The sequence below is a fragment of the Aeromonas sp. HMWF017 genome (assembly GCF_003061465.1).
In the GTDB taxonomy this organism is placed as follows: domain Bacteria; phylum Pseudomonadota; class Gammaproteobacteria; order Enterobacterales; family Aeromonadaceae; genus Aeromonas; species Aeromonas veronii.
This window is the reverse complement of the sequence record NZ_QAJD01000040.1, coordinates 1-16,553: the sequence shown is the minus strand read 5'-3', so window position 1 is coordinate 16,553 and position 16,553 is coordinate 1. Positions and strand designations below refer to the sequence as shown.

Annotated in this window: 12 protein-coding genes; 7 read left to right on the top strand and 5 right to left on the bottom strand. The window is 58.7% G+C overall.

The window, feature by feature from the left end; translation table 11 throughout:
* The coding region (locus tag DBR30_RS21150) for a hypothetical protein (protein ID WP_219927546.1) at positions 1-856 on the top strand (856 nt) is incomplete at its 5' end.
* Positions 857-965: 109 nt separating this feature from the next.
* On the opposite strand, the gene DBR30_RS03610 is transcribed toward DBR30_RS21150, so the two are convergent.
* From DBR30_RS03610 to DBR30_RS03600, 3 genes are all read right to left on the bottom strand, one after another.
* Positions 966-3,317 (bottom strand): YgiQ family radical SAM protein, encoded by a 2,352-nt coding sequence (locus DBR30_RS03610; protein ID WP_108540683.1) that lies wholly within the window; start codon positions 3,315-3,317, stop codon positions 966-968.
* A 209-nt stretch (positions 3,318-3,526) separates the two neighbouring features.
* Positions 3,527-6,643 carry an efflux RND transporter permease subunit gene (locus DBR30_RS03605; RefSeq protein WP_108540686.1) on the bottom strand — a complete coding sequence of 1,039 codons (3,117 nt, stop codon included), beginning with the start codon at positions 6,641-6,643 and terminating at the stop codon, positions 3,527-3,529.
* Positions 6,643-7,692 carry an efflux RND transporter periplasmic adaptor subunit gene (locus DBR30_RS03600; protein ID WP_181363477.1) on the bottom strand — a complete coding sequence of 350 codons (1,050 nt, stop codon included), beginning with the start codon at positions 7,690-7,692 and terminating at the stop codon, positions 6,643-6,645. The genes DBR30_RS03605 and DBR30_RS03600 overlap by 1 nt, the downstream gene beginning before the upstream one ends.
* A 197-nt stretch (positions 7,693-7,889) precedes the next feature.
* On the opposite strand from DBR30_RS03600, the gene DBR30_RS03595 reads away from it, so the two are divergent.
* On the top strand, positions 7,890-9,428 hold the full coding sequence (locus DBR30_RS03595) for a sensor domain-containing diguanylate cyclase (RefSeq protein WP_108540692.1): 1,539 nt from the start codon (positions 7,890-7,892) through the stop codon (positions 9,426-9,428).
* 46 nt (positions 9,429-9,474) lie between these two features.
* Complete coding sequence (locus DBR30_RS03590) at positions 9,475-10,350, top strand: patatin-like phospholipase family protein (protein ID WP_100654262.1); 876 nt, start codon at positions 9,475-9,477, stop codon at positions 10,348-10,350.
* A 69-nt stretch (positions 10,351-10,419) separates the two neighbouring features.
* Here DBR30_RS03590 and DBR30_RS03585 read toward each other — a convergent pair whose 3' ends face one another.
* Both DBR30_RS03585 and DBR30_RS03575 read right to left on the bottom strand, forming a co-directional pair.
* Positions 10,420-11,760 carry an APC family permease gene (locus DBR30_RS03585; protein WP_005338365.1) on the bottom strand — a complete coding sequence of 447 codons (1,341 nt, stop codon included), beginning with the start codon at positions 11,758-11,760 and terminating at the stop codon, positions 10,420-10,422.
* A gap of 198 nt (positions 11,761-11,958) precedes the next feature.
* Positions 11,959-12,225 (bottom strand): helix-turn-helix domain-containing protein, encoded by a 267-nt coding sequence (locus DBR30_RS03575; RefSeq protein WP_005338367.1) that lies wholly within the window; start codon positions 12,223-12,225, stop codon positions 11,959-11,961.
* A gap of 258 nt (positions 12,226-12,483) precedes the next feature.
* Here DBR30_RS03575 and DBR30_RS03570 point away from each other — a divergent pair, with 258 nt between their 5' ends.
* The 4 genes from DBR30_RS03570 to DBR30_RS03550 all read left to right on the top strand — a co-directional run.
* The gene (locus DBR30_RS03570; RefSeq protein WP_108540698.1) at positions 12,484-13,080 is read left to right on the top strand and encodes a hypothetical protein; all 597 of its coding nucleotides are present in this window, start codon (positions 12,484-12,486) and stop codon (positions 13,078-13,080) included.
* Positions 13,081-13,388: 308 nt separating this feature from the next.
* Positions 13,389-14,408: a porin OmpA gene (gene ompA / locus DBR30_RS03565; protein ID WP_041234103.1), complete on the top strand. Its 1,020-nt coding sequence runs from the start codon at positions 13,389-13,391 to the stop codon at positions 14,406-14,408.
* Between the two features lie 307 nt (positions 14,409-14,715).
* Entirely contained in the window at positions 14,716-15,714 is a 999-nt protein-coding gene (gene ompA, locus DBR30_RS03555; RefSeq protein WP_005358919.1) for a porin OmpA, read from the top strand.
* A gap of 232 nt (positions 15,715-15,946) precedes the next feature.
* The coding region (locus tag DBR30_RS03550) for an outer membrane beta-barrel protein (RefSeq protein ID WP_146181351.1) at positions 15,947-16,553 on the top strand (607 nt) is incomplete at its 3' end.

Genomic DNA, 16,553 nt, shown 5'->3' with positions numbered 1-16,553 from the left:
ATTATATGTAGCATTCCATTATAAAACCCCTATAGGGCATATCTCCGACAAAAATATACTAGAATTTATAAATGGAGAGGTTGATAGGATAAACTTCATTAATGAAATACTAAAAGAAGATGCAGATGAACGCTTCTTTGAAATGATGACCAATTACTCATCAAGATGCAAAGAAAATAGCTTTGATATTCTAACCAGCATTTATGATTGTTTTTTAAATTCAGATAAATTAAAGGTAGCCCTTGAGAGTAATTATGGCTTCCAGTCAAAGGACATTTATAGACAGATAAATTGGCTTACAAATAAAATCATATCTGATTACGATGATAAATATTCACTAATAAAAAGAATTATCGAACGAGAAAGTAGTGCTCCATTAGGTGGGGATTTACTGTATGAGGTTAGAGGGCAATACCATGGCGAGTATAATGAAACCAAATGGGTTAATGAAACTGAACTAAAAGAATTGGAAGAGATCTTTCAATCTGTCGCTATTCATGCACTCTCAAATAAAAATTTTATTAAAAGTCACTTGGAATCCCACATTTTCTTTGAACTAAAAAGATCCTCTAAATTAAAAGCAGCTCATTATATAATTGATGTTCTAAATTCTGATGGTGGCATTATTAGAGTTGCAGAGGTCATTGGACATTCAGGTACTGATTCTTCTAACGGCCCTTTTGTACAGATTACAAAAGATGACCTTCATGATATTGTCAATCTAGATAAATTAAAAGAACATGCACGAAAGGTGAATTTGGAAACTCAACCAATCCATATTCAAGCTGTCATAAAAAGTATTTTAGATGGGAAAAAGTACTATTTGAGAGACGGTAGTTTGGGAGGTCGATGGTGACAAGAAAAGCTACGACCATAAAAATAAAATTAACTATTTGAATGCCTCTCGAACAAAAGGCGACCATCTGGTCGCCTTTTTATTTCTATCGCTTTCCAATCAGGAAATATTACCGCGCCGGTCGCTTGGCACCATTTCCTTTAGCCGCAGGCTTGCCGCCTTGAGCAGCGGATTTGGCACCCGGCTTGGCAGAACCAGCGCGGGTCGGTGCCTTGCTCTTATGGGCGGGTTTGCCTGCCGGTTTGCCCTTGCCAGCACTCTTGCCTTCGCCCTGTGCGGCCGGTTTGCCATTAGCCGCCCCTTTCTGCAGCTGGGAACCCACCGGCTTGCCGCCCGTCGGCTTGTTGCCTGCGCCATTGCCGCGTTGATGGGCAATGTTACTGTGGCGAGTCAGGGCCGGTTTCATCCCCTTGCCACTGGCGGCGCGCTCGTTACGCCCTTCCGCAGGCACCAGACAGCCGGGGCCGTTGCCAATCAGGTGGCCCTTGCCCATGGCGAGCAGGGCTTCGCGGATCATCGGCCAGCCAGCGGGGTCGTGGTAGCGCAGCAGCGCCTTGTGCAGACGGCGACGGCGCTCGCCCTTGGCGACAAACACATCGCCCCCTTCTCGGCTCACCTTGTTTAACGGGTTTTTCTCCGTGTAATACATGGTGGTGGCGTTGGCGAGCGGCGACGGGTAGAAGTTCTGCACCTGATCGAGCTTGAAGCGGTTCTCTTTGACCCAGAGCGCCAGATTGATCATGTCTTCATCGGTAGTGCCCGGGTGGGCAGAGATAAAGTAGGGGATCAGGTACTGCTGCTTGCCCGCCTCTTTGGAGTATTTGTCGAACAGCTCCTTGAACTGGTAGTAGCTGCCCATGCCCGGCTTCATCATCTTGGAGAGCGGCCCCTCCTCGGTGTGTTCCGGCGCGATCTTGAGGTAGCCGCCGACGTGGTACTTGGCCAGCTCCTTGATATAGCGGGGATCTTCGACCGCGATGTCGTAACGCACGCCGGAGGCGATGAGGATCTTCTTGATCCCCTTGAGGTCGCGCGCCTTGCGATAGAGGTTGATGGTCGGGCTGTGGTCGGTGTCCATATGCGGGCAGATGGTGGGCCAGACACAGGAGGCGCGACGGCAGGTCTGCTCGGCTTTGGGGCTCTTGCAACGCAACTTGTACATGTTGGCGGTGGGGCCGCCCAGATCCGAAATGACGCCGGTAAAGCCCGGCACCTTGTCGCGGATATCTTCGATCTCTTTCAGGATCGACTCTTCCGAGCGGCTCTGGATGATGCGCCCTTCGTGCTCGGTGATGGAGCAGAAGGAGCAGCCGCCAAAGCAACCGCGCATGATGTTGACCGAGGTCTTGATCATCTCGAAGGCGGGGATCTTCTCGTTGCCATAGGCCGGGTGCGGCACCCGCTGGTAGGGCAGGCCGAATACGCCGTCCATCTCCTCGGTTTCCAACGGGAAGGCGGGCGGGTTGACCCAGACGATGCGATCGCCGTGGGCCTGCGACAGGGCACGGGCACAGCCGGGGTTGGTCTCGTGGTGCAGAATGCGCGAGGCGTGGGCGTAGAGCACCTTGTCCTCTTTCACCCGCTCGAACGCCGGCAGCTTCACATAGGTTTTTTCCCACGGCTTGGGCTTGGGCGGCTGCACCAGCACAGGCTGGGCCTCCTGCGCGGCAGGGGCCGCTTCGCTGGCGTCATCCGAGCAAGGTGCCCCTTCCATATAGGGGTTCATGATGGGATCGATGCGGCCAATCTGGTCGAGCTTGCTCGAATCCACCCCTTTCCAGCCCGGCAGCGGCTCCTTGCGGATGACGGCGGTGCCGCGAATATCCTGCATGGTGTCGATGGTCTCCCCCGCCGCGATGCGATGAGCCACTTCCACCAGCGGCCGCTCGGCGTTGCCGTAGATCAGGATATCGGCCTTGGCATCGAGCAGGATGGAACGGCGGATGGTCTCGGACCAGTAGTCGTAGTGGGCGATACGGCGCAGGGATGCCTCGATACCGCCGATGACCACCGGCACCTCCTTGAAGGCCTCCTTGCAGCGTTGGGTATAGACCAGGGTGGCGCGATCCGGCCGCTTGCCGCCCACATCCCCCGGGGTGTAGGCGTCGTCGTGGCGCAGCTTTTTGTCGGAGGTGTAGCGGTTGATCATGGAGTCCATGTTGCCCGCGGTCACCCCGAAGAAGAGGTTCGGTTTGCCCAGACGCATAAAGTCATCTTTGGATGACCAGTCCGGCTGGGCGATGATGCCGACCCGAAAACCCTGCGCCTCCAGCATGCGGCCGATGACCGCCATGCCGAAGCTCGGGTGATCAACATAGGCATCCCCCGTCACCAGAATGACGTCGCAGCTGTCCCAACCCAGCTTGTCCATCTCTTTGCGGGACATGGGCAGGAAGGGCGCCGTGCCGTAGCACTCGGCCCAATAGCGGGGATAGGAGAAAAGGTTGGGTACCGGCTGCATTTTGAACACCTGGAAAAATTCGGGTCGCGCATTATACCGGTTGCGGCCAAGGGGAGCGATGGCTTTTTGTCCCTATAGATCCCGCGGAATAGGCCGCCGCCCAATAGCAAGGGCGCCCGCAGGCGCCCTTGTGATGATGGAGGCTGATAACCGGCCCCGCTTGAGCGCGCAGGTCAGGGTTCAGGCCAGGATTCAGGCCAAGGCGCTGATCAGAGCGCCGGAGGGTGCGACTCCCCTGCCCCCCTGGCGGCCAGCGCCTCGTCTACCTGCTGATCCCGCGCCCCTGTCATGCCGGCGTGGCGGGCGATCAGATGGTAGATGGCGGGCACCACCAGCAGGGTAACCAGGGTTGCCAGCGACAACCCGAAGAAGACCACAGTCCCCACCGCCATCCGGCTCTCGTAACCCGCCCCCATGGAGAGCATCAGCGGCACAGCGCCGATAATGGCGGTCAGCGAGGTCATCAGGATGGGGCGCAGGCGGCGCACCGAGCCTGCGATGATCGCCTCCTCAAACCCTTCCCCGCGCTGGCGCAGCTGGTTGATGAACTCGACGATGAGGATGCCGTTCTTGGTCACCATGCCGATCAGCATGATCATGCCGATCTGGCTGTAGATGCTCATCTCCTGCCCCGTCAGCCAGAGGCCAAGCAGACCGCCGAAGATGCCGAGTGGCACCGTCACCATCACCACCGCCGGGGTCAGGGTGCTCTCGAACTGGGCCACCAGCACCAGATAGACCACCAGCAGGGCAAGGCCAAAGACCAGCACCATCTCCCCCTGATTGTCGCGGTAATCCTTGGAATCACCGGCGTAATCCACCGTCATGCCGGTGGGCAGGTTGGCGTTGGCCCAGCCATCGAGGAAATCGAGGGCCTCACCCAGGGTGTGGTCGGGGTGCACGTCGGCAGTCAGGGTGATCGCTTTTTGCCGCTGGTAGTGGTTGAGGCGGTTGGCAGTCGCCACCTGCTTGACGGTGGCCAGGGTCGAGAGACTCACCATCTCGCCGTTGGCCGCCTTCAGATAGATGCGGCCGAGATCCGAGATGCCGTTGAACTCGGTCTGATTGCCGCGCAGGTAGACGTCATACTCCTCGCCCCTGTCCACATAGGTGGTCTTGCTCGCCCCGCCCAGCAGGGTCTGCAAGCTGTTGGCGACGGTGGAGACCGGAATGCCGAGCTGGCTGGCGCTGTCACGATTGATGGTCACCTGCAGCTCGGGGGTCTTCTCGGCGTAGTCGAGATCCGGGCTCAGCATCAGGCCGCTGCCCTGCGCCGCCTGTTGCAGTGCCAACCCTTGCTGGTAGAGCTCGGCATAGTCGTTGCCCTGCAGCACGAACTGCACCGCAGCGGTGGAGCCGCCACGGAAACCGGGCTGGAAGGTGCGGATCATCACGTCGGGAATGCCGGAGAGCTTGGCGCCGAGCGAGCGAGAGAACTCGGTGGCGGTGACGTCGCGATCGGCCCAGTCGGTGAGCTGGATGATCACCATACCGGTCTGATCGCCGCCACGGCCAAAGGCGGGGGTACTGAAGCTGAGCGCCTGCACCACTCCTTTGCCGAGCATCGGCATGATGGCGGACTCCACCTGCTGCATGTTGCGCTTCATCCGCTCGATGCTGGTTCCCTCTGCCCCCTTGACGAAGACATAGATGACGCCGCGATCCTCGGTCGGAGTAAGGCTGGTCGGCAGCTGGGTAAACAGGGCGCCGATGCCGCCCAGACAGAGCAGCAGCACCAGCGGCGTCCAGCGGGAGCGACGCAGCACCCACACCAGCAGGTGGCGATAGTGGCCCTCCAGCCAGCCGAGCCCGCGATCGAGCCCGGCGGTCAGCCGGTTCGGTTTATCCAGCGGGCGCATCAACCAGGAACCCATGGCCGGGGTCAGGGTCAGCGCCACCAGCGAGGAGCAGAGCACCGCGAGCGAGAGCAATATCGCAAACTCGGTAAAGAGCCGCCCCACCATGCCATCCATAAAGGCGATGGGGACAAACACCATCACCAGCACGGCAGTGGTGGCGATAACCGCAAAGCCCACCTCGCGGGTGCCGTGCCATGCCGCCAGCAGCGGCGGCTCACCGCGCTGCAGATGGTGGTGGATGTTCTCCACCACCACGATGGCATCATCCACCACCAAACCGATGGCGAGGATCAGCGCCAGCAGGGTGATGAGGTTGATGGAAAAGCCAAAATACCAGGCGCCGATAAAGGCGGAGATGAGCGACACCGGCACCGTGATGGCCGGAATAAGCGTGGTGCGCCCCTGCCCGAGGAACAGATAGAGCACCGCCACCACCAGCACGGCGCAGATGGCCAGGGTTTCATACACCTCGTCGATGGCCTGCTTGATAAAGATGGTGGAGTCGTAATCCACCTCGAGCTTGGCCCCCTCCGGCAGGAAGCGCTGCATCTCGCCGAGTTTCTTCTCGATCCCCTGTGCCACCGCCAGCGGGTTGGCGGTGGACTGGGCGACGATGCCGATACCCAGACTCTCTTTACCGTTGCGCTGGTAAGCGCTGTCTTCGTTCTTGGCCCCCACCTCCACATCGGCGATATCGGCCAGATAGACGCTCTGGCCGTTGGCGGCGGTGGTGACTTGCAGTTGCTGGAAATCTTCCGCTGTGTGGTAAAGCCGGGCGATCTGCACCGCCATGGTCATGGAGTTGTTGCGGATCTCGCCCCCCGGCAGCTCGATGTTCTCCCGCTTGAGAGCCTCTTCCACATCGCTCACCGTGATGCCACGGGCCGCCATGTCGGCAGGGCGCAGCCGCACATACATCACCTGGGTCAGATCGCCGGAGAGCGCCACTTCGCTCACGCCGTCCACCAAGCTCAGGGGGTCGACCAGCACCCGGTTGGCGTAGTCGGTCATGGCGGTGCGATCCATCTGGCTGCTGCTGAAGTTGAGCCAGATCGCCACATCGCCGTTACCGCTGTCCTTGGTCACCAGCGGCTCGTCCACATCATCGGGCAGCCGTGGCCGGGCGCGGGAGAGGGCATCACGCACATCGGAGATCCCCTCCACCATGTTCCAGCCGAGCTTGAACTCGACGGTGATCATCGAGCGCCCCTTGCGGGTCATGGAGTTGATGTTCTTGATACCGCTGATGCCGGAGAGCTGATCCTCGATAGGCTTGGTGACCTGACTCTCCATCACCGAGGGGGCGGCCCCCTCATAGGTGGTGGTGATGGAGACCGAGGGGATCTGCACGTCTGGCATCTCCCGCACCGTCAACTTGCTGAAGGCGACCAGACCAAACACGGTCAGCAGGGCGCTGAGCACCACCGCCACCAGCGGGCGGCGAACTGAGATATCGGAGAGCCACATCAGCCGTTCACCTCGGCCAGATCACGCACCAGCACCCCATCACGCAGATTGACCAGACCCTCGACCACGATGCGATCGCCGACCTTGAGCCCCTCGGTGACCCAGACGGTCTCCCCTTCGGTTTCGCCGAGCACCACAGGCACCCGCTTGACCCTGCCATCGGTCTCGAGACGGTAAACAAAGCGCTGCTCACCGGCGTACTCCACCGACTGGGCGGGGATCAGGGTGAGCTGCTGGGCAGGCAGCGCCAGCTCCACATTGAGCAACATGCCCGGGCGCAACTGGCCATTGCCATTGGGGATCATCACCCGCGCCTTGATGTTCTGGGTATCGTTGGAGACACGGCTGTCGAGGGTGGTCAGGGTGCCGTTGAATTGCTGATCCGGCCAGGCGGTACTGGTGGCGGTGACCGCCATGCCCGGGCGCAGCAGGGAGAGGTAACGCTCCGGCACCGCCAGATCGAGGCGCAGTTTGTCGAGTTCATCCAGATGCAGCAGGGTATCGCCGCTGTTGACCAGCGCCCCTTCACTCAAGTCAATCAGACTCACGGTACCGGCAAAGGGCGCCTGCAAGGTACGCAGGGATAGCTCGTAGCGGGCCGCATCGAGGCGTGCCTGCACCTGGGCCACGGTGGCCTCCTGCCCCTCCAGCTCGGATTGGGTCACGGCGCCACGGGCCACCAGCTTGCGCATATCACTCAGCTTGCGGTTCTCGTCGCGCAGACTGGCGCTCTGCTCGGCCAGCTCCGCCTGCTGCTTGCCCGCATCCAACGCGATCAGGGTCTCCCCCTTCGCCACGCTCTGACCCGACTGCACCGCAATCTTGACGATGCGACCGGTCACTTCGGGGCTGATGATGACGGAACGATTGGCCGCCAGCTTGCCCACCAGCTTGAGGGTAGGCTCGGCCAGACTCTGTTTGACGGTTTGAGTGCGGATATTGACCTGTCTGGTCGGTGCTTTGGCGGCGGGTTCGCTGTGACGCAGCGCCCAGACGCCGGCAACCACGATTAGAAGAAGGCCCAAGCCGAGCCAGATACGCATTTTCATCGAACAGTCCATGAAGAGTGAGAGGGTAAATCCAGATTGGGGCCATTTTAGCCCCAGACTATGCCGTGACTATGTATAAATGTGACAAAACGTAACAAGAGCGGGATAAGCTCACTCTGTTTCAGGTCGCGCCGTTTGTTTTCACGCCACATCGCATACACTAACGACAATTTCCTTCGCAACCCGACTGACTGCCTATGCCCAAAATGTCTGACCACCGCTTTCTCACACGCCTGACCTGGCTCCTGTTCGCCGTGGTCATCCTGCTGATTGGTCTGACCTTGCGGCAAAGCCTGAAACAGATAGAACGCCTCTACCAGAGCGATACCCTCAACAGCGCCATCTACCTGCGGGATCGGTTCAAACAGACCGAAGTGTTTCTGGAGGCGATGCGCGGTCAGGCCGAAGAGCGACTGCGCAGCGACCCCCAGTCGGTGCTCACCCGCCAGCTCTATCGCCATATCGAGGTACTGCCAGAGGGGCTGGCCCTCGACAAGCTCCCCGGTGATTTACCGGCCGGACTGGCGGGCAACCTCACCGGTGACGGCCCGCTGCCGCCCCCCGGCAGTGCGCGGGAGGCGCAACTTCATTTGGCCCTGAGCCTCTCCCCCTTGCTGGCCACCGCCAGCCAGCGCCTGGGCAGCGAGATCGCCTGGGCCTACTTCACCGGCGTGGACAACTTTATCTACCTCTATCCCTGGATCCCCTCCAGCCAGTTTCGTTTTGTCCGCAGCATCTATGACAAGCACTACTGGCAGGATGCGCTGATGTCACCCAACCCCAGCCGGGACACCATTCTTTCCCGCCCTTACGAAGATTTTGCCGGACTGGGCACCATGGTCACCATGTCCCAGCCTCTCTACAAGGACGGCTCGCTGGTAGGGATGATCAGCATGGACATCCTGCTCTCACGCTTGCAGTCGCAGCTCAATCAGCTGGCGCCGGCGCTGGGTGAGTATCTGCTGCTCAATCAGTACCATCAGGTGCTGGCCAGCAGCGCACACCAGCCCGTGGTGCCACAAGACTCCGAGCCGACCGACGAATACCAGTGGCAACAAGGGGCATTGCAGCTGACCATGGCCATCCCCGATACCCCGTTGCGACTGGTGCACAACGTCACCCTGCTGCCGCTGGTGTGGGCCATGCTCTGCCAGTCCACGCCGACCCTGCTCGCCATTCTCTTTATGCTGCTGGCCGCCCTCTCCAACCTGAGATCCCATCGCCTCAACCAGCGGCTCAATTACCTCTCCTGCCACGATGCCCTCACCGGCGCCTTCAACCGCCACTATCTGGTGCTGCTGGAGCAGGCGGGCGATCTGACCCGGTTGCAAGCGGGGATCCTGATGTTCGATGCGGATCACTTCAAACGGGTCAATGACAACTTTGGCCATGCTGTCGGCGATATCGTGCTGATCCGGCTGGTGCAGATCTGCCAGCAGCAGCTTAGGCCCACTGATCGCCTGATCCGCTGGGGGGGCGAAGAGTTTCTGCTGCTGATTGGCCGCGCTGATGCAACGCAGCTCGGCGAGCTGGCGGAGCGGCTGAGAAAGGCGGTGGCAGATCACGACTGGGCCGCCATCGAACCCGGGCTGGAGGTCACCATCAGCCTCGGCTATCTGCCCCACCAGGAGAACCTTCCCCTGCACGAAGCGGTGCGCCGCGCCGATGTGGCGCTCTATCAGGCCAAGGCCAACGGTCGCAACCGCAGCGAAAGATGGCAGGGTGACGCCTCCTGACTCTCGGAGTAAGCTGAGCCATCAACCCCTTTTTTGGAGGACTGTCGTGCCACGTAAACCCCGCGTAGGGCTCGCTCTCGGGAGCGGCGCCGCCAGAGGATGGGCCCATATCGGAGTCATCCGCGCCCTTGAACGTCTCGGCATCAAACCGGATTTGATCGCTGGCTGCTCCATCGGCAGCTTTGTCGGTGCCGCCTATGCCGCCGGTGAACTGGATCGACTGGAAACCTGGGTGCGCGGCTTTACCCGCCTGCAGGTGGTCAGCCTGCTCGACCCGGCCCTCTCCGGCGGTCTGTTTCGCGGCGAAAAGGTATTTGGCCTTGCCGCCAGCCATCTGGGGGATCCCGATCTCGAGAGCCTGCCCATCCCCTTCGCCTGCATCGCCACCGAGCTCGATACCGGCCGCGAGATCTGGCTGCAACAGGGCCCGCTGCGCCAGTCGGTGCGCGCCTCCTGCGGCATGCCGGGGATCCTCACCCCGACCCGGATCAACGACCGCTGGCTGGTCGATGGCGCCGTGGTCAATCCGGTGCCCATCTCGCTGGCCCGCGCCATGGGGGCCGAGGTGGTGATTGCGGTCAACCTCAACACCGATATGCACCAACCCTGGACCGACGAGCCGGATCAACCCGGCAGCGGCGGCCTGCTCAGCCAGTGGCTCAATCGCGGTGAATCCGCGCCAGCCACCCCGGGTCTGTGGAGCGTGATGAGTGGCTCCATCAACATCATGCAGGAACGCATCACCCGCGCCCGGATGGCCGGTGACCCGCCGGAGATCCAGCTCTGCCCGCGCCTTGGCAGCTTCTCCATCATGGATTTTCATCGTGCCAGCGATGCCATCAACGAGGGGGAAGCCTGCGTCGAGCGCAACCTCGATCAGCTCAAGGATGAACTGGGCCGCCTCGGGTTGCTGGGCAGTTAGTTGTCGACATGCTGCGGTTTACACATGAAAAAAGCGCCATTCGGCGCTTTTTTCAACTCACTTATCCGGTCACTCCTTACGGTAGAAGAGCAACCCGAGCAGAATCACCCCCACAGAGACCAGCAGATAGAGTCCCAGACTGGGATTGGTGATACCGCCATACAGAATGATGAGCGCGCCCAGGGTGGCACAGGTCGGGATCACGAACCGCTTTATCCAGCCCAACTCGGTAAAGGTGCGCATGTACCAGACATAGAGGAACAGATAGAGGCCATAAATCAGCACGATCGGCATCTCGTCCAGGGCGATGTAACGACCGAATGTCTCGTTGATGCTGCAGTACCACAGCACTGAGTAGATCACCGACAACAAGGCTGCCGCGAGGGCCGAGTTGATTGGCATGTGGTGATGCGGTTCGATACGGCTCATCCACTTGGGGGCTGGCCCCTGATTGCGGATCGCCAGCGAGTAGGGAATACGCATGGTCGCCAACACCAGACCATTGAGGGTTCCGAGGCAGGAGATAATCACGAACACGGTCAAAATGGTCGAGGCAGTCCCGCCAAACAGGCTGGTTGTCGCGAGATTTACCGCGTTATCCCCTTGCGCCACTATCTCGTCCGTCGGCAAGACGCTGGCGATCCCCAGAAAATAGGTGACATAGACCACAAAGACTATCAGAGTGCCAATCACCAGCGCTCTGGGCAGATTCTTCTTGGAATCGCGAATTTCGCTGTTGATGGTCACGGCGGCGATCCACCCCTCATAAGCGAAGGCGGTGGCAACCACGGCCGTGGCCAGCGTGCCTCCGGTGCTTCCTATCCCATCCATTGCCTGCACAAAGTTGGTCACGGTGACACCATTGAGCAAGCCTGAAATGGTGCCCACAATGGCAACCAGGATCAGCGGGATCAACTTGATCAGGGTAGAACCCACTTGCAGCTTGCCCGCCAGGACCGGGGTGTAGAAGTTGATCAGATAGGTGACCGTCATATAAACAGCCGCCAGTATCCAGGTCGCACCAGAGTTGGTCGGATTATCACTACCGAGCAAGATCATGGTGTACAGAGCAGCGACCCAGGCAAGGATGGCGGAAAGAGGGGCGTAATAGAGTACGCCTTTAAACCACCCCACCAGATAACCAAACATTTTGCCGTATGCCGCTTCGGCATAATCGACGATACCGTTGGACTTTTCAATCCGCTGGGCAAACTCGGCAAACACCAGCGCGCCGAAGATCATCGAAAATGCCCCCAGCGCCCATGCCAGCAGCGCAATGGCCAGATTACCGCCAGTCAGACGCAGTACATCATCGGCCTTGAAGAAGACACCGGAGCCGATCACCACGCCGACTACCATCGCAATGGCAGTCATCAGGCCATAGCGTTTATCCAACTCGTTACTGCTCATACCCATACTCCATACGATTGCTCATATCATCCTGAATGTAATAGTGTTCGGGTGGCCAGATACCACCAGGGCCCACTTTTCGGGGCCGCTTATTCTCGTTGGCCTGCATGGATAATTCAAAGCGCGTTAGATCAAAATATCGATCGGCGACCCAAAAAAAATACCGCCCGAAGGCGGCATTTCTATTCACATCGATGATCACGCCTTGGCGAGGTCATCCGGGCCAATCTGGCCGATTTCGGCGACTTTCTTGTCTGCCAGCAGCCAGAGGGTGAACTTGTGCAGATCCGGGTGGTGCGCCAGGGCAACCAGGAAGGCGCCCCCAACTTCACGGTAACCCAGCTCGTAGTTTTTCAGCGTGGTGGGAGGAACACCCAGCAAATCTGCAAACTTCGGACGGCTCAAACCGACCGCTTCACGGATCTGACGGATCTTCTTGCCAACAGTGACGATATTTGAATTCATAATGTTCCATACTCCGTTTGGCGGATTTACTCCGCCTTTTATTTTTCGCGACGACTCGTAGTCAAGTGTATCAGTTTTGTTCGGACTCGTTATGGTCGAGCCTCTATCTTATGAGCGCCTTTCGGCGACAACCCTTGCCTTCAAGGGGGGATGGTAATCGCTCAGCCGCCTCAGGTAAACAGTCTCGAAAAGAAACCTTTATTGTGGCCCCCCCAATAACTCGTATAATCCGCCGGATACCCATTAAGAGGAATAAGTATGGCGTTTCCCGGCATTATCTCTCGCCTGCACCCCGTATCCAGCACAGAAGAACTGGCACAACAGCGCCTGCAAGGTGAACAATATCGCGCCGAGGCATTCTGGCTTCCGGCCTTGATGTCCAGCCACGCCAGCGAGCTGCTGGCCGCCCTGCCGGAGAGCTGCAGCCTGTTTCTTGAACTGGCATGCCCGGACCTGGCCCTGCGCAGCCACGACGGCACCCTGCATAACAATGAGCAGCTCATCACGGTAAATGGTCAGGCTATTGCGCTGGCAACCACTCAAGGTGATGGTGGTCTGGTGCCCGAATCGGGCATGTGCGAGATGGCCGACTGGCTGGAGGCGGGACACCGCCACTTCATCTGTTCAGCTGCGGTTCAGCCTGTGGCTCGCGCCATCCTCAACATCTGGCCCCTTGACCCCTATCTGGCACGACATTTCTTGATGACATTTACCCCTCTGCTGCAGAGCGCAACCCAGGCTGATTACCTCGCGGTCTTTGCCGCCAGAGCGAATCCTGCCAGCCCGCATAGCGACTGGGTTCAGGCCTATATGAAGCTGGAGAAGAAACTGCACAGGGCCTATCTGGATCACTAATTAATCTGGATAAACAGCCATTTAAGGTCACGACACAATTTGCCACAAGGCTCATTTGTGAGCTTGATCATGTTTTAAAATCGGCATAGAGTGCGCCTCGTCATCGGAATGACATCAGTTGCCTGGCAGTGGTTTCTCACGCATTGCGTGCCATGCCAGCGCACTCGACACACCAGGAGAGTGTGCAACCCGGTTATACCGGGTCATCTGCCAGACTCGACGCCAGCCGTACGGCGGAGCCTGCAGCTTACATAAATTACAAAGTGTGAAGCACGTGAATAACGTGCGATCTCAACGAGGATTTTTTTATGATGAAAATGGCTCCTTCCATGATCGCCATCGCCATGGCTGCTCTGGGTGCTACCGCTGCTCACGCCGCTGACGACATCTACTTCGGTGCCGGTGTCGGTGCTACTCACTTCAACGGCCTGAACAAGCTGGAAAGCACCAATGTCGGCCAGGAAGACGCGGCTGCTGCCAACGCCTTCATGGGTTACAACTTCACCGAGAACTTCGGTACCGAACTGGGCTACCAGTACACCGGTCGTGGCAACACCGACGGCAACCGTTACGAGAGCCAGGGTGCCACCCTGTCCGGTATCGCCCGTCTGCCGGTTGGCAACGACTTCTCCCTGTTCGCTGAAGGCGGCGCCTACTGGGGTCACACCGATGGTCTGGGCACCAGCGACACTAAAGTTTCCCCGCTGGCCGGTGCTGGTGTGACTTACAAGGTAAATGACGCGCTGGATCTGCAAGCTCGCTACCGCTACATGTGGGACGTGGCTGACCTGCATGCCAACGGTGAGCGTTACAAAGCCAACCAGAGCATCGCTACTCTGGAAGCGGTATACCACCCGTTCCGCACTTCCTACGTAGCTCCGGTAGCTGCTCCGGTTGTTGAAGAAGCGCCGGCTCCTGCTCCGCAAGTTGTAGAGAAGAACTTCGCCCTGAACTCAGACGTGCTGTTTGCCTTCGGCAAAGACACCCTGAAGCCGGAAGGCGTTGCAGCCCTGAACGGTCTGTATCAGCAAATCGTTGAGTTCCAGCCGAAAGATGGCAACGCTGTTGTTGTTGGTTACACCGACCGTATCGGTTCCGACGCTTACAACCAGAAGCTGTCTGAAGCCCGTGCCCGTACCGTTGCTAACTTCCTGGTGAGCAAAGGTATGGCTGCCAGCAAAGTTGCCATCGAAGGTCGTGGCGAAGCCAACCCGGTTACCGGCACCAAGTGCAACGGCGTAACTGCTAAAGCTCAACTGATCTCCTGCCTGGCTCCGGATCGTCGCGTAGAAGTTCGCGTATCTGGCGTACAAGAAGTTCAGCAATAATCTGACCTCGTTCAGATAGTGCGAAAAAAAGGGATGCTGCGGCATCCCTTTTTGTTTGTCTCGTTCTCGCTTGCATCCCTCACTCCCGCCTCCCTGCCCTTGCCTGCCCCGTCTCGAAAGCATAAAGTAGTTGCGCCTGTAAGGTATTGGATAAGCACTAAAAAGCGCTTCTTGTCCGGTCTGTTGTCCATGACGCCAATGCATCATGAGAGTCCAAAGCCTTCGCTATCCACTTTGCTGGCGATTTTTCGCAGCAATAAAAACAAGTGCATTGCCCGACATGGGCTAACACAACGAGGATAAACCGATGAAACTCAAAATGGCTCCTACCCTGATTGCACTGGCGCTCGCCGCCGCAGGCACCACAGCTCAGGCTGCCGATGACTGGTACACCGGTGTTGGTGCAGGTTGGGCATATGCCCACGGTCTGGATGATTTTGGCAAAGACACTGACAAAGATGCCACTGCGCTGAGTCTGTTCGGCGGTTACAACTTCAACGACTACTACGCAGCTGAACTGGGCTATCTCTACGCCGGCAAAGCGGGCGTTGACGGTGCCGATTTCAAAACCCAGGGTGCCACCCTCTCCGGTATCGCCCGCCTGCCGCTGGGCGACATATTCTCGGTGTTTGCTGAAGGCGGTGCCTACTTCAATCACGTCAACGGCAATGGCAACAGCGACAACGGCACTGCGCCGCTGGCGGGCCTGGGTCTGACTGCCAAGCTCTCCGACCTTATCGATGTGCAAGCACGCTACCGCTATCTGTGGAATCTGGGTGACGAGCAGAAAACCTGGGAGAGCGACATGAGCGTCGCGACCCTGGAGCTGGTGATGCACCCGAACCGCACCTCTTATGTTGCCCCGGTTGCCGCCCCTGCACCTGAGCCGGTTCCAGAGCCGGTACTGGTCGACAAGAACTTCGCCCTGAGCTCTGACGTGCTGTTTGCCTTTGGCAAATCCACCCTCAAGCCAGAAGGTGTCGCAGCGCTGAATACGCTGTATCAGCAGATCGTTGATGTTCAGCCGAAAGATGGCAGCGCCGTGGTCGTCGGTTACACCGACCGTATCGGTTCTGATGCCTACAACCTGAAACTCTCCGAAGCGCGTGCCCGTACCGTGGCCGACTTCCTGGTTGGCAAAGGTCTGCCGGCTGGCAAAGTTGCCATCGAAGGTCGCGGTGAAGCCAATCCGGTCACCGGTACCCAGTGCAACAGCGTCAAGGGCAAGGCTCAGCTGATCTCCTGCCTGGCACCGGATCGCCGTGTAGAAGTACGCGTCACCGGCGTGCAGCAAGTACAACAGTAATCCTGCAGTCCGACATAACAAGGAGGCCACCTGGCCTCCTTTTTCTTGCCGCTTATTTCACCCACTTTGTAACCCTCTATTGCCCCCTTCCTCTTCCCGTCTCGCGCCATGGTTCCCGGCGTGTCGCCCCCCATACCTCTTTGGTGGTTAAAAACAGCCCGTCACCTATACATAAGTGTGGGGTTTGGCCAGCAGGCAACCCCACTACACCAAACATCGACGAGGATACGCGATGAACATAAGAGTAAAACCTGTGTGGATTGCACTGGCATTGGCGAGCACAGGCGCACAAGCGGAACCGGTTCACGACTGGTATGCCGGGGTTGGCGGTGGCTGGGCCATTGCCCACAATCTGAATGATTTCAGTCAGGATGTCGGCAAGGATGCGACTGCGCTCTCCCTGTTTGGCGGCTACAACTTCACGGAAAATCTGGGGGCTGAGATTGGCTATCTCTCCACCGGTGACTGGGATATCAGCGGCCATGACTTCAACAGCAAGGGAGCCACGCTGTCAGTCATTGGCCGCCTGCCGCTCAGCGAGATGTTCTCGCTCTTTGCCGAGGGTGGTGGCTATATCTATCACGTCGAATCGGTCAATGGCGGGGACGACAACCTGGCGCCGCTGGCGGGTCTGGGAGTGACGGCCCGGCTCCATGACTGGGTCGATCTGCAGGCACGCTACCGCTACATAGTGCGCGTTGGCGATGATCCGGATAACGGCAAAGCCAACAGCGGGACCCAGCGCTGGGTCAGCGACATCAGCACCGCCACGCTGGAGCTGGTGATCCACCCGAACCGCAGCCAACCCAAAGAAGCGGCCCCCACGCCCGCCCCGGTCG